This is a genomic window from Streptomyces sp. NBC_00358 (genome assembly GCF_036099295.1).
Taxonomy (GTDB): Bacteria; Actinomycetota; Actinomycetes; order Streptomycetales; family Streptomycetaceae; genus Streptomyces.
Genome location: NZ_CP107976.1, coordinates 1425980 through 1444884 on the forward strand (window position 1 = coordinate 1425980; position 18905 = coordinate 1444884).

At 73.1% G+C, this 18905-nt stretch carries 17 protein-coding genes; 11 read left to right on the forward strand and 6 right to left on the reverse strand.

The annotated features are described in order from the left end of the window. Positions 1-63: 63 nt before the first annotated feature. The gene (locus tag OHT01_RS05990) at positions 64-1836 is read left to right on the forward strand and encodes an acetyl/propionyl/methylcrotonyl-CoA carboxylase subunit alpha (protein ID WP_328558035.1); all 1773 of its coding nucleotides are present in this window, start codon (positions 64-66) and stop codon (positions 1834-1836) included. Positions 1837-1971: 135 nt separating this feature from the next. Here OHT01_RS05990 and OHT01_RS05995 read toward each other — a convergent pair whose 3' ends face one another. Next, positions 1972-2937 carry a pirin family protein gene (locus OHT01_RS05995; RefSeq protein ID WP_328552067.1) on the reverse strand — a complete coding sequence of 322 codons (966 nt, stop codon included), beginning with the start codon at positions 2935-2937 and terminating at the stop codon, positions 1972-1974. Positions 2938-3116: 179 nt separating this feature from the next. On the opposite strand from OHT01_RS05995, the gene OHT01_RS06000 reads away from it, so the two are divergent. The 5 genes from OHT01_RS06000 to OHT01_RS06020 all read left to right on the forward strand — a co-directional run bounded on the left by OHT01_RS06000 (position 3117) and on the right by OHT01_RS06020 (position 7570). Beyond that, positions 3117-3647 carry a MarR family winged helix-turn-helix transcriptional regulator gene (locus OHT01_RS06000; protein WP_328552068.1) on the forward strand — a complete coding sequence of 177 codons (531 nt, stop codon included), beginning with the start codon at positions 3117-3119 and terminating at the stop codon, positions 3645-3647. A gap of 2 nt (positions 3648-3649) precedes the next feature. After that, positions 3650-4123: a MarR family winged helix-turn-helix transcriptional regulator gene (locus tag OHT01_RS06005; protein ID WP_328552069.1), complete on the forward strand. Its 474-nt coding sequence runs from the start codon at positions 3650-3652 to the stop codon at positions 4121-4123. A gap of 109 nt (positions 4124-4232) precedes the next feature. After that, a complete protein-coding gene (locus OHT01_RS06010) occupies positions 4233-4580 on the forward strand; it encodes a tetratricopeptide repeat protein (RefSeq protein ID WP_328552070.1) in 348 nt (115 codons plus the stop codon). A 299-nt stretch (positions 4581-4879) separates the two neighbouring features. Beyond that, on the forward strand, positions 4880-5539 hold the full coding sequence (locus tag OHT01_RS06015) for a peptide deformylase (protein ID WP_328552071.1): 660 nt from the start codon (positions 4880-4882) through the stop codon (positions 5537-5539). Between the two features lie 444 nt (positions 5540-5983). Beyond that, complete coding sequence (locus OHT01_RS06020; protein WP_328552072.1) at positions 5984-7570, forward strand: ABC-F family ATP-binding cassette domain-containing protein; 1587 nt, start codon at positions 5984-5986, stop codon at positions 7568-7570. A 251-nt stretch (positions 7571-7821) separates the two neighbouring features. Here OHT01_RS06020 and OHT01_RS06025 read toward each other — a convergent pair whose 3' ends face one another. Continuing rightward, positions 7822-9255, reverse strand: a complete 1434-nt coding sequence (locus OHT01_RS06025; protein WP_328552073.1) for a dihydrolipoyl dehydrogenase family protein — start codon at positions 9253-9255, stop codon at positions 7822-7824. Between the two features lie 119 nt (positions 9256-9374). On the opposite strand from OHT01_RS06025, the gene trxA reads away from it, so the two are divergent. Next, complete coding sequence (trxA, locus tag OHT01_RS06030; RefSeq protein WP_328552074.1) at positions 9375-9752, forward strand: thioredoxin; 378 nt, start codon at positions 9375-9377, stop codon at positions 9750-9752. Between the two features lie 152 nt (positions 9753-9904). Here trxA and OHT01_RS06035 read toward each other — a convergent pair whose 3' ends face one another. From OHT01_RS06035 to OHT01_RS06045, 3 genes are all read right to left on the reverse strand, one after another. Next, positions 9905-11341, reverse strand: coding sequence for an aldehyde dehydrogenase family protein (locus OHT01_RS06035; RefSeq protein ID WP_328552075.1), 1437 nt, complete (start codon positions 11339-11341; stop codon positions 9905-9907). 17 nt (positions 11342-11358) lie between these two features. Next, on the reverse strand, positions 11359-12573 hold the full coding sequence (locus tag OHT01_RS06040; RefSeq protein WP_328552076.1) for a 4-hydroxybenzoate 3-monooxygenase: 1215 nt from the start codon (positions 12571-12573) through the stop codon (positions 11359-11361). A 94-nt stretch (positions 12574-12667) separates the two neighbouring features. Further along, positions 12668-13702, reverse strand: a complete 1035-nt coding sequence (locus tag OHT01_RS06045; RefSeq protein WP_328552077.1) for a LacI family DNA-binding transcriptional regulator — start codon at positions 13700-13702, stop codon at positions 12668-12670. A 170-nt stretch (positions 13703-13872) separates the two neighbouring features. Between OHT01_RS06045 and OHT01_RS06050 the strand changes: the two genes are divergently transcribed. From OHT01_RS06050 to OHT01_RS06065, 4 genes are all read left to right on the forward strand, one after another. Next, positions 13873-15297, forward strand: a complete 1425-nt coding sequence (locus tag OHT01_RS06050; protein WP_328552078.1) for an amidase — start codon at positions 13873-13875, stop codon at positions 15295-15297. A gap of 20 nt (positions 15298-15317) precedes the next feature. Next, complete coding sequence (locus OHT01_RS06055) at positions 15318-15542, forward strand: hypothetical protein (RefSeq protein WP_328552079.1); 225 nt, start codon at positions 15318-15320, stop codon at positions 15540-15542. Between the two features lie 296 nt (positions 15543-15838). Continuing rightward, positions 15839-17329, forward strand: a complete 1491-nt coding sequence (locus OHT01_RS06060) for an SPFH domain-containing protein (RefSeq protein WP_328552080.1) — start codon at positions 15839-15841, stop codon at positions 17327-17329. 214 nt (positions 17330-17543) lie between these two features. Then, positions 17544-17990 carry a type II toxin-antitoxin system PemK/MazF family toxin gene (locus tag OHT01_RS06065; protein ID WP_328552081.1) on the forward strand — a complete coding sequence of 149 codons (447 nt, stop codon included), beginning with the start codon at positions 17544-17546 and terminating at the stop codon, positions 17988-17990. Between the two features lie 17 nt (positions 17991-18007). Here OHT01_RS06065 and OHT01_RS06070 read toward each other — a convergent pair whose 3' ends face one another. After that, positions 18008-18853 carry a TIGR02452 family protein gene (locus OHT01_RS06070; protein ID WP_328552082.1) on the reverse strand — a complete coding sequence of 282 codons (846 nt, stop codon included), beginning with the start codon at positions 18851-18853 and terminating at the stop codon, positions 18008-18010. Positions 18854-18905: the final 52 nt, after the last annotated feature.

Sequence of the window (18905 nt, forward strand, 5' to 3'; positions counted from 1 at the left end):
CAAAGCAGGCCCAGGAGCACCACGCGCCGGGTCCCACGACAAGAGCACTCTGGAGCCCGCATGTTGAGGAAGATCCTCATCGCCAACCGTGGCGAGATCGCTGTCCGCGTGGCCCGGGCGTGCCGGGATGCCGGGATCGCGAGCGTTGCCGTCTATGCGGAACCGGACCGGGACGCTCTGCATGTGCGTGCGGCGGACGAGGCGTTCGCGCTGGGCGGTGACACCCCGGCCACCAGTTACCTGGACTTCGCCAAGGTGCTGCAGGCCGCCAAGGACTCGGGCGCGGATGCCGTCCACCCCGGTTACGGCTTTCTTTCGGAGAACGCGGACTTCGCCCAGGCGGTGCTGGACGCGGGACTGATCTGGATCGGCCCGCCGCCGCAGGCGATCCGTGACCTGGGCGACAAGGTCGCCGCCCGGCACATCGCGCAGCGCGCCGGCGCCCCGCTCGTCGCGGGCACCCCGGACCCGGTCTCGGGGGCGGAGGAGGTCGTGGCGTTCGCGCGGGAGCACGGGCTGCCGATCGCGATCAAGGCCGCGTTCGGTGGCGGCGGCCGCGGCCTGAAGGTCGCCCGGACCCTCGAAGAGGTCCCCGAGCTGTACGAGTCGGCGGTGCGTGAGGCCGTCGCGGCGTTCGGGCGCGGGGAGTGCTTCGTGGAGCGCTACCTCGACAAGCCCCGCCATGTGGAGACGCAGTGCCTGGCCGACAGCCACGGCAACGTGGTCGTCGTCTCCACCCGGGACTGCTCGCTCCAGCGCCGCCACCAGAAACTGGTCGAGGAGGCCCCCGCCCCCTTCCTGTCCCGGGCGCAGGTGGACGAGCTGTACGCGTCGTCCAAGGCGATCCTGAAGGAGGCCGGCTACGTCGGCGCGGGAACGGTGGAGTTCCTCGTCGGCACGGACGGCACGATCTCCTTCCTGGAGGTCAACACCCGCCTGCAGGTCGAACACCCGGTCACCGAGGAGGTCGCCGGCCTCGACCTGGTGCGCGAGATGTTCCGCATCGCCGACGGTGAGGAACTGGGCTACGGCGATCCCGAACTGCGCGGACACTCCATCGAGTTCCGGATCAACGGCGAGGACCCGGGCCGCGGCTTTCTGCCCGCCCCCGGCACCGTCACCCTGTTCGCACCCCCCACGGGCCCCGGCGTCCGGCTGGACGCGGGCGTCGAGACCGGGTCCGTGATCGGCCCGGCCTGGGACTCCCTGCTCGCCAAACTGATCGTCACCGGCGCCACCCGCGAGCAGGCCCTGCAACGGGCCGCCCGCGCACTGGCGGAGTTCAAGGTGGAGGGCATGGCCACCGCGATCCCCTTCCACCACGCGGTGGTCACCGACCCGGCGTTCGCCCCCGAACTCACCGGCTCCAGCGACCCGTTCACCGTCCACACCCGGTGGATCGAGACCGAGTTCGTCAACGAGATCAAGCCCTTCACCGCCCCGGCCGACACCGACACCGACGACGAGCCCGGCCGCGAGACCGTCGTCGTCGAGGTCGGCGGCAAACGCCTGGAGGTCTCCCTGCCCGTCTCGCTGGGCATGTCGCTGGCCCGCACCGGCCTGGCCGCCGGCGCCAAACCCAAACGCCGCGCCGCGAAGAAGTCCGGCCCCGCCGCCACCGGCGACACCCTCGCCTCCCCGATGCAGGGCACCATCGTCAAGGTCGCCGTCGAGGAGGGCCAGGAGGTCAAGGAGGGCGACCTGATCGTCGTCCTGGAAGCCATGAAGATGGAACAGCCCCTCAACGCCCACCGCTCCGGCACCGTCAAGGGCCTCACCGCCGAGGTCGGCGCCTCCGTCACCTCCGGCGCCCCCATCTGCGAAATCAAGGACTGACGAATCCGGCCGCCCGCCGACTCGGTGGGTCTGCCGACTCGCCGGTCCGCCGAAGCCTTCCGCCCGCCCGAAGGACCGGGCGGGCGGAGGGCTTCGCGGGCTCCAGGGGCCGGACCGCGCTCATGCCGTGGCGGCTCAGCGCACGCGTCCCCGCGGCTTCAAGGCGACCGGTGGCAGTTCCGGTGCGGGCAGCGGTGCGCCGTCGTATCCCTTCACCTCACCGAAGCGGGTGCCCTTGGCCCAGTCCTGGCGGGCCTCCTCGATGTCCTCCTGGGTGCGCCCGATGAAGTTCCACCACATGATCAGCTCCTCCTCGAACGGTTCACCGCCCAGGAGCATGAGGCCCGCGTCCGTCGCGGCCCGCAGCGGGAGTTCCGTACGGCCGCAGCCGAGGTAGAGCATGGAGCCCGGGACCACCGGCACGCCGTCGACCTCAGCCTCGCCGGACATGGCGAGGACCGCGTACTCGAAGTCGGGCTCCAATGGCAGTCGTACGTCGGCGCCACCGGTGAGGGCCAGGTCGGCGCCGACGATGGGCGTGTACGCCGTGCCGGGCGAGGTCGTGCCGTCGAGCGTGCCGAGCAGAAGCGTGGCCCGGAGCCCGGGGGCGGTGACGACGGGCAGTTCGGCGTGGTGCTCGAAGCGCGGGTCGGTGTGCCGGTGGCTGTCCGGCAGGGCGACCCAGAGCTGTGCGCCGTGCAGCAGGCGGGAGTGCGCGCGGGGGCTCTCCTCGGAGTGGCTGATGGCGCGGCCCGAGGTCATGAGGCCGAGTTCGCGCGGGCGGATCGTCTGGAGGCTGCCCGTGGAGTCGCGGTGCAGCACCTCGCCCTCGTGCAGCCAGCTGACGGTCTGCAGGCCCATGTGCGGGTGCGGCGGAACCTGCATGCCGGGCTCGTCGGCGATGTCGTCGGGCCCGTAGTGATCGACGAAGCACCACGCGCCGACCATGCGGCGGCCCAGATTGGGCAGCAGGCGGCGGACTTCGGTGGCCTCGCCGAGCTTGACCCGGCGGGGGCTGAGGAGTTCGCGCACCGGCTCGGCCACCACGAAGCCGCGGCCACCGCAGGGGGCGGGAACCGCCTCCCGATCAAGATTGCTCATGGCGCCCAACCTAGCCCCGTCGGGGACCTCTCGTCAGGCCATCGATCCGCCCATCGAGGGGCACTTGGCTCAGAACCGGCGCGGCGGCCCAGGACTCCGGCCCCGGCTTCCGTGCGCCGGGAACGGGCCGTTCGAGTAAACAGTAGCCATGTACATAGTAGCCATGTACTGTTTCTTTCATGAGTTCAGCGAAGGCGGCATACGAGCACGCGACACCCGGCTTCCTCGTCTGGCGCCTGTCGATGAAATGGCGCGTCGCGGTGGACCGGGCGGTGGGCCCCCTGGGTCTGACGCACGCGCAGTACTCGCTGGTGGCGTCGCTGTACAGCATGAACCGGGGTGGACATCACCCCAGCCAGCGCCGGCTCGCCGACCACACCGGACTCGAACCGCTCTACGTCTCGAAACTGGCCCGCTCGCTGGAGGCGGCCGGCCTTGTCGACCGCACCCGCGATCCCGCGGACCCGCGCGCGGTGCGGCTGTCCCTCACCGAGGACGGGCGCGCGATCACCCTCCGCGCGATCACCGTGGTCCAGGGTCTGCTGGAGCAGCTTCTCGAACCACTGGGCGGCCTCCGAGGCGACCGCACACGGGAGTTCAGCCGCGAACTGGCCGTCCTGCTCGACGTACCGCTCGATCCGCGCACCGGAGCCGAGTCACGATCCGACGAGGCTTCGGCCACGCCCGAAGAGGATTCACCCGAGGAGTAGTCATGACCACCTCCATTCCCTCCATTCCCTCCGTACCCTCCACGCCCGCCCCGTCCGTCAACGGGCGGGTCATCGGCCTCGCCCACTACGCGAGCCGCGCCGCCCTGGAGCGGGTGCTCGCGCGCAGCGGCACCACCTTCGAACAGTCCGTGGCCCTGCGGGCCGTCTCCGACAACGGTGGAACGGTCGAGCGCGCCCGGCTCGTGGCCCGGTTGACCGGCGGACTCAAGATCGAGGAGTCGGCCGCCGGGCGGACGGTCGAGGAGATGACGGCCCACAAGCTCCTGGCCGAGCCGTCGGCCGACCAGGTGTCCCTCACGGACAGCGGCCGGGAACTGTTCGAGTCGATCCGCACCGCCGGCGACGAGATCGCCGCCCGGCTGTACGCCGGGATCCCGGCCGAGGACCTGGCGACCGCGGGGCGTGTTCTGGCCCTCGTCACGGAGCGGGCCGACGCGGAACTGGCCGGCGCGTAGCCGCTCCGAGGCGAAGCGGACGCCGGGCGCCTGGCGCCCCACGAGCGCGAGTCGTTCGTGGAATATTCAACCAAACCTCGCGGTTGTGGTCCCTCGAAGGAGGTCAGTGGTGGACATGACGTACTACGACCACGGGACGGCCGCGGAGCGCTGGGAGCGCGCGAGGCTGTTCTTCGAGGCCAAGGACTTCGCGTCGGCGGCGCGGGTGCTGGGCGGACTGGTCGAGGAGGCGCCGGAGCAGACCGGACCCCGGCTGCTGCTGGCACGCTCCTACTACCACTCGGCCCAACTGCGCCGCGCCGAAGCAGAGTTGCGGACCATCGTGGAGCTCGACCCCGTCGAGCACTACGCCCGGCTGATGCTGGGACGCACATTGCAGCGCCTCGGCCGGGCCGAGGAGGCGGCGTCGCACCTGCGGATCGCCTCCGCGCTCGCGGGCGACTTCGAACAGGCTTGATGCGGATTGTTCCGCGTTGATCCGGTCCCACCCGGGAGATCCAGGGTCCGACCGGGGCCCCGTACCGCGAAGGCCCGTCATTTCGGTGACGGGCCTTCCCGCGTATCGGGGCTTCGCGCGTGACGGGCATCCTGTGTGACGGGCTTCGTGTGTGACGGGCTTCGTGTGTGACCGGTCTTCCCGCCGCCTGGGTGTTTTCAGGCGCTTCGGGGGTTCGCACGACGAGACACGGCGGGAAAGTCGCGGGACTCGCCCTGCGCCGCCTCGATCGGCTCCCCCGGGCTTGGCATCCTGACACGATGGCATCCGAACGTGACCGCAGCTCCGCACCCACCACCCTGAGCGACCTGGTCGAGGAACTCCTCGGCCACGAGGGTCCGTTGCCGATCGTCGCGGCCGGTGACCCCGTGCTCCGCCGGGGCACGGAGCCGTTCGACGGGCAGCTGGACCCTGGTCTGCTGGCCCGCTTCGTGGCCGCCCTGCGCGCCACGATGCACGCGGCGCCGGGTGTCGGTCTCGCCGCGCCGCAGGTCGGCGTACCGCTGCGGCTCGCCGTCATCGAGGACCCGGCGCCGGTGCCGGAGGAGGTGCGCGTCGCACGGGGGCGGGTGCCGCAGCCGTTCCGGGTGCTGGTCAATCCGTCGTACGAGGGGATCGGTCCGGGGCGCGTCGCGTTCTTCGAGGGCTGTCTGAGCGTTCCGGGCTGGCAGGCCGTGGTGGCCCGGCACACCGAGGTTCGGCTGACGGCGCTGGACGAACACGGGCGAGCGGTCGACGAGGTGTTCAGCGGCTGGCCCGCGCGCATCGTCCAGCACGAGACGGACCACCTGGACGGCGGGCTCTACCTCGACCGCGCGGAGCTGCGCTCACTGTCCTCGAACGAGGCGACGGCGGAACTCTGGGCCCAGCCGACACCGCGACTGGCGGCCGAAGCACTCGGCTTCACCCTGCCGGGCTGACATGCCTGCCGGCTGACATGCCTGCCGGACTGACCATCCCGGGTGGCCGCCATCCCGGACAGGCGTCACGGGCCGACCGGCCGGATGCCATCGGGCGGACGGGAGACCAGGCGGACGCCTTGGGACGCCGGGCGGACACCGGCGGACCACCTCGCCGGGCGGACACCGGCGGACCACCCACCCCGCTGGTCGGGCGGCCGACGGACCACGCCGCTGGTCGGGCGACGCGGCGGACCGACCTGCCATCGGACCGCCGCGTCGCCGAACCGCCGGACAGCCGAACCGCCGCTCGCCGGGATGTACCGGCGGCTAATTCGGAGGCGCCTCGCCCCGCGCCTCCGTTAGCCTGATTCGCATGTCCACGCCCCGCGTCTCTTAGCTCCAGGACCCGCTTCCACGCCACCCGTGTGTCCTTGAGCCGATTGACTTCTGGAGCGTCTTCCCATGATCACCGTTCGCGGTGCCGACGTGCGCGTCGGCGCCCGGCTGCTGCTGTCCGACCTGTCCTTCCACGTCTCCCCCGGCGACCGTATCGGCCTGGTCGGCCGGAACGGCGCCGGCAAGACCACTCTCCTGAGCACCCTGGCCGGGCAGCGGCCCCCCGCCGCCGGCTCCGTCTCCCGTACCGGAACGGTCGGTTACCTCTCCCAGGACCCGCGCGCGGCGGACCCCGCGGTCACGGTCACCGACCGGATCCTGTCGGTCCGCGGCCTCGACCGTGCCGTACGAGCCCTGCGCACGGCCGAGACGGCGATGGCCGACGGATCCGAGCGCGCGATGAACGCCTACGCGCGCGCCGAGGCCGAGTACCAGGTGCTCGGCGGATACGCGGCCGAGGCCGAGGCGGCCCGGGTCGCCGCGGGCCTCGGACTGCCGGCCCGGGTGATGGACCAGCCGATCGGCACCCTGTCCGGCGGCCAGCGACGGCGTGCCGAACTGGCCCGCGTCCTGTTCGCGGACGACGGCACGCTGCTCCTCGACGAGCCGACGAACCATCTGGACGCCGGCGCGACGGCCTGGCTGCGCGGGTTCCTGGCCGGCCATCAGGCGGGGTTCGTCCTCATCAGCCACGACATCTCCCTGCTGGCCGACGTGGTGAACCGTGTCTTGCACCTGGACCCGGACCGTGCCGCGCTCGACGTGCACAACACCGGCTGGGCGGCCTACCTCGCCCAGCGCGACGCCGACGATCGCCGCCGCGGCCGGGAACGGGCGAACGCCGAGCGCAAGGCGGCGGCGCTGCACGCGCAGGCGGACAAGATGCGCGCCCATGTGTCGACGGCCGTGGCGGCGAAGAACATGGCCCGCCGCGCCGACCGGCTGATCGCGGGACTGGAACCGGTGCGGCGGTCGGAGAAGGTGGCGCGCATCCGGCTGCCCGAACCCGCGCCGTGCGGACGGATGCCGCTCGGCGCGGTCGCCCTGACCAGGTCGTACGGCGATCTGCGTGTCCTCGGCGGTGTCGACCTCGCCGTCGACCGGGGCAGCCGCCTGGTGGTCCTCGGCCCGAACGGCTCGGGCAAGACCACCCTGCTGCGGCTGCTCGCCGGTCACGACCGCCCCGACAGCGGGCGGGTGGTGCGCGGGCACGGGCTGCGCCTCGGCTACTTCGCCCAGGAACACGACACGCTGGACCCCGCCGGCACGGTCCGCGGCCATCTCGCCGCCGCCGCGCCGCATCTCACCGACGGCGAGGTACGGCGGGTGCTCGGTTCGTTCCTGTTCACGGGTGACGACGCCGACAAGCGGGTCGGGGTCCTCTCCGGAGGCGAGAAGACCAGGCTCGCCCTGGCGGGTCTCGTCCACTCGGGCGCCAACGTGCTTCTCCTGGACGAGCCCACCAACAACCTCGACCCGGCGTCCCGCGCCGAGGTCCTGGCCGCGGTGGCCACGTATCCGGGCGCGCTCGTCATGGTCACCCACGACGAGGGAGCCGTCGACGCGCTGCGCCCGGACCGGGTACTGCTGCTCCCGGACGCGGACGAGGACCTGTGGAGCGAGGAGTACCGGGAACTGGTGTCACTGGCCTGACCGCCGGTCGTACGGGTGCGCGCCCCCAAAGGCGCGCACCCCCCGGGCGGCACACCACTCGGCGCGGCGCCCTGGGGCGACACGCCGCACCACGCGGCACCGGGGTGCCGTCCCCGGTACGCCGGCCGTGTCGTCCCTGCGCGTCGCCCGCCGTGTGTCGCCCGCCGTGTGTCGCTCCGGGGGCGAATGGCGCGCAGGGCCCGGCGTCCCCGCTCGGGCCATGCACAGCGGCCGCCCGCGTGCCGCGCGCCTCACGCGTCCCGGTACGCCTCCAGGAGCCTCAGCCACACCTCGCTGACCGTCGGGTAGGACGGGACGGCGTGCCACAGGCGGTCGATCGGCACCTCGCCGACGACGGCGACCGTCGCGGAGTGGATCAGTTCGCCGACGCCGGGGCCGACCAGTGTCAGACCGACGACGACCTCGCGGTCGAGGTCGACGACCATGCGGGCCTTGCCCCGGTAGCCGTCCGCGTAGAGTCCCGCGCCCGCGACCGAGGCCATGTCGACGTCCACGGCCCGGACCCGGTGACCGGCCTGCTCCGCCTCCGCGAGGGAGAGGCCCACGGCCGCCGCCTCGGGGTCGGTGAAGACGCACTGCGGGACGGACGCGTGGTCGGCGGTCGCGGCGTGCGCGCCCCAGGGGTCCGTCTCCAGCAGCGGCACCCCGGCGGCGCGGGCGGCGATGGCGGCGCCCGCGATCCGGGCCTGGTACTTGCCCTGATGGGTGAGCAGGGCGCGGTGGTTGACGTCGCCGACCGCGTACAGCCACTCGCTGCCGATGACCCGGAGGCTGTCGTCGACCTCGATCCACTTGCCCGGCTCCAGGCCGACCGTGTCGAGGCCCAGGTCGTCGGTGCGGGGCGCGCGGCCGGTGGCGAAGAGGATCTCGTCGGCCTCGATGCGGTCACCGGTGTCCGTGAGGGCGACCACGGTCGAGCCCTCGCGCGAGACGGCGGTCACGGAGGTGCCGGTGCGTACGTCGGCGCCCGCCTCGGCCAGCGCCTCGGCCACCAGTTCCCCGGCGAAGGGCTCCATGCGGGGCAGCAGGCCCTTGCCGCGGACCAGGAGCGTGACCTGGGAGCCGAGTGCCTGCCAGGCCGTGGCCATCTCGGCCGCGACCACGCCGCCGCCCACCACGATCAGCCGACCGGGCACGGCGTGCGCGCTGGTGGCCTCGCGGCTCGTCCACGGCTTGACCTGGGCGAGCCCCGGCAGGTCGGGGAGCAGGGCGCGGGTGCCGGTGCAGACCGCGACCGCGTGCCGGGCGGTCAGCACCCGTCGCTCACCGTCGGGCCCGTCGACCGTCACGGTGCGCGATCCGTCGAGCCGGCCGTGCCCGCGGTAGAAGTCGGCTCCGATGCCGTCCAGCCAGGCGAGCTGGCCGTCGTCCTTCCAGTTCGAGGTGTAGTAGTCGCGGTGGGCGAGCACCGCGGGGGCGTCGAGGGGACCTTGCACCGCCTGGGAGAGGCCGGGTACCCGGCGGGCGTCGGCGCGGGCGATGGCCGGGCGGAGGAGTGCCTTGCTGGGCATGCACGCCCAGTACGAGCACTCGCCGCCGACCAGTTCGCTCTCCACGACCGCGGTGGAGAGGCCGGCGGCGCGGGCGCGGTCGGCGACGTTCTCCCCCACGGGCCCGGCACCGAGCACCACGACGTCGTAGGCGATGGATTCCGTTTCCGTCATGGGGTCAGTCTGGTTGCTGGTGTGCGCCGTGGCCACACGGGTACGGGCGCGGAATACGCCCCTGATGGGTGGCGTTGTGGAAACCGGCATGACCCTGACGTCAGGAAGAGGGAAAAGGAATGAGCAGCACCGTTGAGCTCACCAAGGAGAACTTCGACCAGACGGTCACGGACAACGAGTTCGTCCTGATCGACTTCTGGGCGTCCTGGTGCGGGCCGTGCCGTCAGTTCGCCCCGGTCTACGAGAAGGCCGCGGAGGCCAACCCCGACCTGGTCTTCGCCAAGGTCGACACGGAGGCGCAGCCCGAGCTGGCGGCCGCCTTCGACATCCAGTCGATTCCGACCCTGATGATCGTCCGCGATCAGGTCGCGATCTTCGCCCAGCCCGGGGCGCTGCCCGCCGCCGCGCTGGACGACGTCATCGGGCAGGCCCGGAAGCTGGACATGGACGAGGTCCGCAAGTCGGTCGCGGCCCAGCAGGCCCAGGGCACCGAGTAGGCCCGGGGCGCGGAACACGCAGTGGGCGCCGGGGCCTCGGCTCCCGTACGGCCGAGCCCCGGACCTGGTCCGGCCGCCCGGGGCCGGATGTGTCCGAGCCCGGGGTCAGGTGCGTCCGAGCCCGGGGCCGGGTGCGTCGTGGTCGTGGGTTCCTAGAACGGGTACCCCGCCACGTCGCCGCGCACCGTCGTCCACCGTATGTCGGTGAAGGCGTCCAGATTGGCCTCGCCGCCGAAGCGGGCGCCGGTGCCGGAGGCGGCGGTACCGCCGAAGGGCGCGACGGCCTCGTCGTTGACGGTCTGGTCGTTGATGTGGGCGATACCGGTCGGGATACGGTCGGCGAGTTCGAGGCCGAGCGCGGTGTCCCGGGTGACGATGCCCAGGGAGAGGCCGTAGGGTCCCGCGGACGCGAGGGCCGCCGCCTCCTCCAGGGTGCCGAAGGAACGGACCGGGGCGACCGGGCCGAAGACCTCCTCCGCGTACGCCGGGGTCGCGTCGTCGACCCCGGCGAGCACCGTCGGCCGGTAGAAGAGCCGGTCGTGCGTACCGCCCGCCGCGAGCTTCGCGCCGCTCGCCGTGCTGGACTCCACCAGCCCCCGGATCTTGGCGAGTTGGGCGTCGTCGATGATGGGACCGAGGTGCACCTGTTCGCGGTGCGGGTCGCCGACGGCCAGTGAGTCGGCCTTGGCGGCGAGCCGTTCGACGTACTCCTCGTAGAGCGAGGCGTGGACCAGGTGGCGGCCGGTTGTCATGCAGATCTGGCCCTGGTGGAAGAACGAGCCCCAGGCCGCCGTGGAGATGACCGCGTCGAGATCGGCGTCCGCGAGGACGACCAGGGCGGAGTTCCCGCCCAACTCCAGGTGCGCGCGCTTGAGATGGCGGCCCGCCGCCTCACCGACCGCACGCCCCGCCGCGGTCGAGCCGGTGAAGGAGATGACCGGTACGAGCGGGTCGGCGACCAGGGCGCGGCCGGCGTCGGGGCCACCGGGCAGTACCTGCAGCAGCCCGTCCGGAAGTCCCGCCGCGGCGAAGACGGCGGCGAGCGCGAGGCCGCCGCACACGGCCGTGCGCGGATCCGGCTTCAGCACGACGCCGTTGCCGAGCGCGAGTGCCGGGGCGACCGAGCGGATCGAGAGGATCAGCGGCGCGTTGAAGGGCGCGATCACACCCACGACACCGACCGGGACACGGCGCGTGTACGACAGGCGGGGCGCCTCCGAGGGCAGGACCTGGCCCGTCGGGCGCGAGGCGAGGGCCGCCGCCTCGTAGCACTCCTGGGCGGCGACGTGCAGCTCGAAGTCCGCCTTGCCGGGGATGGAGCCGGACTCCCGCACGATCCACTCGCGCAGTTCGTCGGCGTGCGTGGCGAACAGGTCCCCGGCCCTGCGCAGTACGGCGGCGCGCGCGAAGTGCGGGGTCGTGGCCCACGCGGTCTGCGCGGCGCGAGAGGTCCGCGCGGCCGTCGCGATGTCCTCGGCGGCGGCGAGCGTGACGGTACCGAGGCCCTCGCCGGTGGCGGGCTCGGTGACGGTGTACTCATCGCCCGACAGGGGGCGGGACTGCCAGGTCGTGGGGTCGAGCAACGGCATGTCGGCTCTCCGATCGTTCACTGATCACCAGCGGGACCCGGCAGGTCCCGACCGGTCGGGGCGAGCGGAAGTCCCGTGTAGTTCGCGGCCAGTTCGGCGGCGGCGGGGCGGGACGCCGTGATCCGGCGCAGTCGCGCGAGCTGCATCCGGTGTTCGAAGGCATCCCCATCTGGTTGAGCGTGCAACATCTTAGTCATGTCGTACGAGAAGCGCGTCGCCTGCCACACCCGTTCGAGGGCCAACTCCGAGTAGAGGTCGAGGAGTTCGGTCGACCCGGTGCGGTGCAGTTCGGCGAAGCCGCGTGCCAGGACCCGTACGTCGGACACCGCGAGATTGAGCCCCTTCGCACCGGTCGGCGGCACGATGTGCGCGGCGTCCCCGGCCAGGAAGAGCCGCCCGTGACGCATCGGTTCGTGCACCCAACTGCGCATCGGGGTGACCGACTTGGCGGTGACGGGGCCGCGTTCCAGCCGCCAGTCCCCGTCGACCGAGAACCGCGCGGCCAGTTCGTCCCAGACCCGTCCGTCGGGCCAGTCGGCGGTGTCGGTGCCGTTCGGGACCTGGAGGTAGAGCCGCGACACCGACGGGGAGCGCATGCTGTGCAGGGCGAAGCCGGTGGCGCCCCGGGCGTAGATCAACTCCTCGCAGGAGGGGGGCACGTCGGCGAGGATGCCGAGCCAGGAGTACGGGTAGTCGTGCGCGTACGAGCGGCTCGTGCCGGCCGGGAACGCGGAGCGCGCGATGCCGTGGGAGCCGTCGCAGCCCACCACCCAGTCACAGCTCAGCGTCCGCTCCCGCCCCTCGTGCAGGAACCGCACGACGGGGGTGCCACTCTCCGGCTTCTCCACCGCGAGCGCCTCGGCCTCGAACAACAGGGGTGGTCCGTCTTCGAGTTGGAGAGCGACGAGATCCTTCACGATCTCCGTCTGGGCATAGATCGTGACGGTGCGGCCGCCGGTGAGCCCGGGGAAGTCGACGTGGTGGCGCTCGCCCTCGAAGCGCAGCTCGATGCCGCGGTGGACCAGGCCCTCCGCGTCCAGCCGCTCGCCCGCTCCGCAGGCGCGCAGCGCGTCGACCGTGCCCTGCTCCAGCATGCCGGCCCGCTGGCGCCGCTCCACGTACGCGCGGGTCCGGCTCTCCAGGACGACACAGCCGATCCCCGTCCGGTGCAGCAGCCGGGCCAGCAGAAGCCCTGCCGGGCCGCCGCCGATGATGCCGACCGTGGTCCGCATGACGCGCCTCCGGAGTCCGATGCCGCCGGGGCGAGGCTCCGGCACGGGGACCCGCCCGGCCGCGCACCGGCCGGGCGAACAGGCCCAGCCTCCCTCAGCTCGACGCGCGGTGCACCACTCGTGCTCCCAGCACCTCGTGCGTCTCGGACTCGCGGCCCGGTTCGCGGACCGCTCGGTCGACCAGTTCGGCGAGGTCGCGGCCGGAGGGCAGCTCGATGTGGACGGTGCTCAGCCGGGGCCGCAGCAGCCGGCCGAGCACGAGATCGTCGGCGCCGACGACGGCGGTCCCGTCCGGGACGGCGATCCCCTCGTCCTGCAGGGCGCGCATCAGGAGCATCGCGTACTCGTCGTTGTAGGCGAAGACGGCGTCCAGGCCCAGCGCACGCCAGCGCGCCGCGAGCCGGGCGGCGGCCTCCTCCTCGTACGCCAGGGGCAGCTCGGTGACCGTCGCGTCCGCACCCTGCAGGGCCCGCCGCACGCCGTCGAGGCGGGGCCGGGCGAAGATCTCCAGGCCGCTCTCCTCGGGCATCACCACGCCGACCCGGCGGCGGCCCCGGGACAGCAGATGGACACCCGCGCAGTGGCCGACCCTGCCGTGGTCCATGAGCAGCGCGTGGGCGCCCTCGACCCGTTCGGGGCCGAGCGTGACCACGGCGCGGGCGCCGGCCCGCTTGAGGACCGCGACGCCCTGCGGGCCGAGCCCGCTGCCGGGCACGAGGACCGCGACCGGCCGCAGCTCGGCCCAGGCGCGGGCGGCCTCGTCGCCGCGCAGTCCGACGCTGCCGTACTGCACGACGGTGTAGTCGAGGCGGCCGAGCGCCGACTGGAGCTCGGCGAAGAACCGGTGGTACAGGGGACCCACGGGCACGCTCGGGGCGGGCATCAGGACCATGCGGCTGTGTCCGGCGCGCAGACTGCGGGCGGCCGCGTGCGGGACGTACCCGAGTTCCTCGGCGGCCTCGCGGACCCGGAGCCGGGTGGGTTCACTGATCCGGACGGCGCTGGTGTTGTTCAGGACGTACGAGACGGTCGCGCGCGAGACTCCCGCGAGGCGTGCCACATCGGCACTGGTCGGCACGGGTCGTTGTGCGGGCGCCGGGTGGGCGGACTGCTTCGGTATCTGCACCATGACGTACCGCATCCTTCCAGGGGCCCGAACGGCGCCGTGTGCCGGGGCCGTCCGGCGGGCCGCCCGGAACATGGAACTGCCGCTTCCGCAAAGGAGGTTGAGGGCCCTGTACCGGTGGGCCGACCCAGAGGTTACCGTTCGGTAGACAACCTGCTTCGGAGGTGACCCGGATGGCTCCCGACCGTGCCCCAGGACTGACGGAGAGCGTGCGTGCGCTGGCCGCGGGCGAGGTGAGTTCGCGCGAGCTGGTCGAGCGGACGCTCGCCCGGATCGAGGCGGCCCGGCCCACCGTGAACGCCTTCCGGCTGGTGCGCGCCGAGGCGGCCCTCGCGGAGGCCGACGCGGCGGACCGGGAACTGGCGGCGGGCCGGCGGCTGCCGCTGCTCGGGGTGCCGCTGGCGGTCAAGGACGACATGGACGTGGCGGGCGAGCCGACCGCGTTCGGCTGCCCGGGCGACTTCCCGCCGGTGGCCGAGGACGGCGAGGCGGTACGCCGGCTGCGCGCGGCCGGTGCGGTCGTCATCGGCAAGACCAACACCTGCGAGCTGGGCCAGTGGCCCTTCACCGAGGGCCCGGCCTTCGGCGCGACCCGCAATCCCTGGCACCACGGGCACACTCCGGGCGGCTCGTCGGGGGGCTCCGCCGCCGCCGTGGCCGCGGGTCTGGTCCCCGCCGCGCTGGGCTCGGACGGCGCGGGCTCCGTGCGCATCCCGGCCGCCTGGACCCACTTGATCGGCATCAAGCCGCAGCGCGGCCGGATCTCGACCTGGCCGCGCCCGGAGTCCTTCCACGGCATCACGGTCAACGGCACGCTCGCCCGCACGGTCGCGGACGCGGCGCTGCTGCTGGACGCGGCGAGCGGCAGCCACGACGGCGATCTGCACCGGCCCGCCGCGCTGCGGGTCCGCGACGCCGTCGGCCGCGATCCGGGCCGGCTGCGCATCGCGCTGTCGCTGAAGCCGCCGTTCACCGCGGTGCCCGCACGGCTCGACCCCGCCGTACGGGCGAAGGTGCTCGCGCTCGCGGAGCGGCTCGCCGGACTCGGGCACACGGTGGAGGAGGCCGAGCCGCGCTACGGACGGATCGGGCTCACGTTCGTCCCGCGCGCCACGGCGGGCATCGCGGAACGCGTGCGCGACACGCCGTTCCCCGAACTCCTCGACCGCCGCACGCACGACGCCGCGCGCCTCGGCCGGCTGCTCGGCGGGGCTCCGCTGCGGGCGGCCCGCCGCGCCGAGGGCGCGCTCCAGGTCCGTATCGGCGCGCTCTTCGACACCTACGACGTACTGCTCGCGCCGACGACCGCCGCTCCCCCGCCCCCGATCGGCGCGATGCTCGGCCTCAGCGGCTTCGGCACCGACCGGGCCATGATCGCCGCCTGTCCTTACGCCTGGCCGTGGAACATCCTCGGCTGGCCGGGCGTGAACGTCCCCGCGGGCTTCGTCGGCGAAGGGCTCCCGGTCGGCGCGCAGTTGCTCGGCCCGGCGGACAGCGAGCCGTTGCTGGTGTCGCTGGCCGCGCAGTTGGAGGCGGACCGGCGCTGGCACGAGCAGTGGCCGTCGTACGAAGCCGTGGCGGACTCCCCCGCCGCGTAACGGAGTTCCGGCCTTACGCTGTGGCCATGGACGATGCGTCGATGGTCGGTTTGATGGGACGGGTGACCGGCACGGTCGGCCCCGGGCTCGTCGGCGAGGTGATCGTCCGGGTGCGCGGCGGCGCCGAGCACTTCCTCGCCTATCCGGCCGCGCCGCGGGACCGCATCGAGCGGGGCACGGTGGTGATGGTGGTGGAGTACCTGCCGCCGCGCACGGTGTACGTCTCGGCCGCGTACGACAACTGACGGCGCCCCGGAACGCCACGCGTTCCGCGCTGCCGGACAGCCGGAGTTCCCCACCACCGGCCGGCCGGCGTTCCCCACCACCGGACGGTCCGGCGCCCCACCACCGGACGGCCGGCGACCCTCGCGCCGAGCGGCCGACTCGCCCCGCCCGTACGACAGTTGAGCTGCCTTCGTCCCAGGTGAGAACCGTATGCATCAAGAACGCAACAAGGAATCGCCGCCCTCTGTACCCGGGTGTCGGCGAGGAGCACACTCCCTTCGTTCGGTGCCGATAGGGCACCATCCAAAGGGGGCGTATGCCGATGATCGTCGGCGTCGTGGCGGGGGCGGTTGTCCTCGCACTGATCTTCATCGTTGTGGTCTTCAAGCTCATGTGGCGAGTCGCGGAGCCCAACGAAGCGCTGATCATCTCCGGTTCGAAGCATCGGACCGAGGGCCTCGAAGAGGGCATGGGCTTCCGTATCGTGACGGGGCGCGGCACGCTGGTTCTGCCGGGCGTCCAGGCGGTGCGGAAGATCTCGCTCGACCTCAACGAGACCGAGCTGCACGTGGACTGCGTGACCACCCAGGGCATTCCGCTGAAGGTGCGGGGCGTGGTCATCTTCAAGGTGGGCGACGACTTCGTGTCGATCGCCAACGCGGGGCGCCGTTTCCTCGACCAGCAGAAGATGATGGCGGAGCGGGTGCACAACGTGTTCGCCGGTCATCTGCGGTCCATCGTCGGCGGGTTGACCGTCGAGGACATGATCCGCGACCGGGAGAAGCTGACCGGCCAGACCCGTGCCGCGTGCGGTACGGAGATGGAGAAGCTCGGTCTGATCGTCGACTCGCTGCAGATCCACGAGATCGAGGACCCGACCGGCTACATCCGGAACCTGGCCATGCCGCACGCCGCCGCCGTCCAGCGTGACGCGCGTATCGCGCAGGCCGAGGCGAACCGGCTGGCCACCGAGGCCGAGCAGAAGGCCGCGGCACGGATGTCGGAGGCGACCCGGGACAGCGAGATCCAGCAGGCCGGTTACCAGGCGGAGCGGGACAAGGCGGCGGCGACGGCGCAGATGGCCGGCCCGCTCGCGGCCGCCGCGGCCCAGCAGGACGTCGTCATCCAGGAGACCCGGGTCGCCGAACTGGAGGCGCACCGCCGCGAGCAGCAGCTCCAGGCGGATGTCCGCAAGCCCGCTGACGCCAGGGCGTACGAGACCCGGGCGCGGGCCGAGGCCGAGCGTGACGCGCGGATCTCGGCGGCCCAGGCCCAGGCCAGGGAGACCGAGCTCGCCGCCGCGGCGGAGGCGACCCGCGTCAAGACGGCCGCCAACGCCGAGGCCGAGGCGACCCAGGCACGGGGTGCGGCCGCCGCCATGGCGACCCGCGCGACCGGTGAGGCCGAGGCCGCGGCCGCCCAGGCCAAGGGTCTCGCGGCAGCGGAGTCGACCCGGGCCCAGGGTCTCGCGGAGGCGGAGGCCATCCAGGCCCGCGCCGCCGCGCTCGCCGAGAACCAGGAGGCGGTCGTCGCCCAGCAACTCGCCGAGAACTGGCCCGAGATCGTGCAGGCGGGCGCGAGCGCGTTCGGCAACGTCGATCACATGGTGCTGCTGAACGGGGCCGACGGCATGTCGGACATGTTCGCCAAGGCGCTCACCATGGGCGGCACCGGCCTCGGCCTGGCACGCCAGTTGCTCTCGACGATGAACCCGGAGGGGAACGCGGCCAAGAACCCGGCGGCCGAGCTCAACGGGGTCGTGCCGCCGCGCACCGAGAGGGTGCCCGTGGAGAAGGACGAGAGGTGAGGTCGGCGCGCTGAGGCGCACAGTCGCCGAGGTCTGTAGGCAATGAGGTTCGGGCGTACGGGAGTTGGGGCAGGACAAGGCCACGGCTCCGGTACGCCCGATGCCGTGCGCCCGGCGCCCCCGGGGGAGTTGGACCACGGCCCCGTACGCCCGACGCCGTACCGCCGCGGACCCGCCCGTCGGGGCGTCGCACGCAGGCTCTACCGTGACCCGCGTGACTGCCTTTACCGAAGACGACGTTCCCGGCCGCTACGGCCCCTCCGCGACCACCGAGGCCGAGCCCCGCGAGGTCGGCCCCATGAAGACCGAGTACTCCCCCGCGCACGACGGCGACCCCGATCCCGGCGAGATCGTGTGGACGTGGGTGCCCTTCGAGGAGAACGACGGCCGGGGCAAGGACCGCCCGGTGCTGGTCGTGGCCCGGGAGGCCGCGGGCACCCTGCTCGCCGTCCAGCTCTCCAGCAAGCGGCACGACGGCGACCGCGAGTGGGTCGCGATCGGCAGCGGACCGTGGGACCGGACCGGCCGGGACTCCTGGGTGGACGTGGACCGTGTGCTGCGGCTGCACGAGGACGGGATGCGCCGGGAGGCGTGCGCCCTGGACCGGATGCGGTTCAACTCCGTGGTGCACCGGCTGCGCGAGCGGTACGGGTGGCGCTGAGCGTCACCCGGTGAGGGTCACGCGGTGACGGCCGCGCCGCCGAGCTCGGATGCGAACACCCGCTCGAACGCGCGGTGGGTCGTCCGGCCGGGCGTGCGGTCCAGGATCCCGAACACCACGTGATCGAAGTACCCCTGGAAGCGGCCCTCGACCAACAGCCCGCGGAAGGCCGCCGCCACCCGCGCCGGGTCGTTCCGGAACACCCCGCAGCCCCAGGCGCCGAGGACCAGGCGGCGGTAGCCGTGGGTGGCCGCGGTCTCCAGGACGCGTCCGGCGCGGCTCGCCAGAGCGCCCGGCAGGTCGGCCGCGCGCTGCGGGCTGTCGCGCAGGACGACGCCCGCGTTGGGGGCCGCCGAGGTCAGGAATCCGACCGGGAACGGCTCGTCGAGGAGCCGTCCGCGGTCGTCCCGGAAGACGGGCACGCCGGGCGAGTGGATGACACGGTCCGAGTAGAACGCGTCACGGTGGGCGCGGTGGTGGTCGTAGAACGGCCGGGCCTCCAGCAGGCAGGTGTACAGCGCGGAGGCCCGGCACAGGGCCTCCTCCTGGGCCTGTGCGCCGTTCAGATAGCCCCCGCCGGGATTGCGCGCCGAGGAGTAGTTCAGTACGGCGACCGGGTCCGCGCCGAGGGTGGTGAGCCGGTGGGCCGCTTCCAGGCTGCTCTCGCCCGTGACCTCGAAGGAGGTGCCGACCGGGACGACCGCCGGTGTCTCCACCGGCTCCGGGCCGTGCAGGCGCGTACGGGCCCGTGCGCTCCGGACGGAGGCCGCGATGGACACCGCGCCCCCGGAGGGGCCGCGGTAACCGCCGACGGCCACGATCTCCTCGGTCTCCCGGGCGATCGCACGCAGGCGCGCGCTCATGGCGCGACCCCCGTGCGCGCCACGGTCACGGCCTGCGTGCGTTCCCCCGTCG

Coding starts and splice junctions, on each gene's coding strand:
- OHT01_RS06045 (WP_328552077.1), bottom strand. CDS start 13,702: ATGGTGCAGATACCGAAGCAGTCCGCCCACCCGGCGCCCGCACAACGA.
- OHT01_RS06005 (WP_328552069.1), top strand. CDS start 3,650: ATGACCACCTCCATTCCCTCCATTCCCTCCGTACCCTCCACGCCCGCC.
- OHT01_RS06020 (WP_328552072.1), top strand. CDS start 5,984: ATGATCACCGTTCGCGGTGCCGACGTGCGCGTCGGCGCCCGGCTGCTG.
- OHT01_RS06015 (WP_328552071.1), top strand. CDS start 4,880: ATGGCATCCGAACGTGACCGCAGCTCCGCACCCACCACCCTGAGCGAC.
- OHT01_RS06035 (WP_328552075.1), bottom strand. CDS start 11,341: ATGCCGTTGCTCGACCCCACGACCTGGCAGTCCCGCCCCCTGTCGGGC.
- OHT01_RS06060 (WP_328552080.1), top strand. CDS start 15,839: ATGCCGATGATCGTCGGCGTCGTGGCGGGGGCGGTTGTCCTCGCACTG.
- OHT01_RS06000 (WP_328552068.1), top strand. CDS start 3,117: ATGAGTTCAGCGAAGGCGGCATACGAGCACGCGACACCCGGCTTCCTC.
- OHT01_RS06070 (WP_328552082.1), bottom strand. CDS start 18,853: ATGAGCGCGCGCCTGCGTGCGATCGCCCGGGAGACCGAGGAGATCGTG.
- OHT01_RS06025 (WP_328552073.1), bottom strand. CDS start 9,255: ATGACGGAAACGGAATCCATCGCCTACGACGTCGTGGTGCTCGGTGCC.
- trxA (WP_328552074.1), top strand. CDS start 9,375: ATGAGCAGCACCGTTGAGCTCACCAAGGAGAACTTCGACCAGACGGTC.
- OHT01_RS06050 (WP_328552078.1), top strand. CDS start 13,873: ATGGCTCCCGACCGTGCCCCAGGACTGACGGAGAGCGTGCGTGCGCTG.
- OHT01_RS05995 (WP_328552067.1), bottom strand. CDS start 2,937: ATGAGCAATCTTGATCGGGAGGCGGTTCCCGCCCCCTGCGGTGGCCGC.
- OHT01_RS06040 (WP_328552076.1), bottom strand. CDS start 12,573: ATGCGGACCACGGTCGGCATCATCGGCGGCGGCCCGGCAGGGCTTCTG.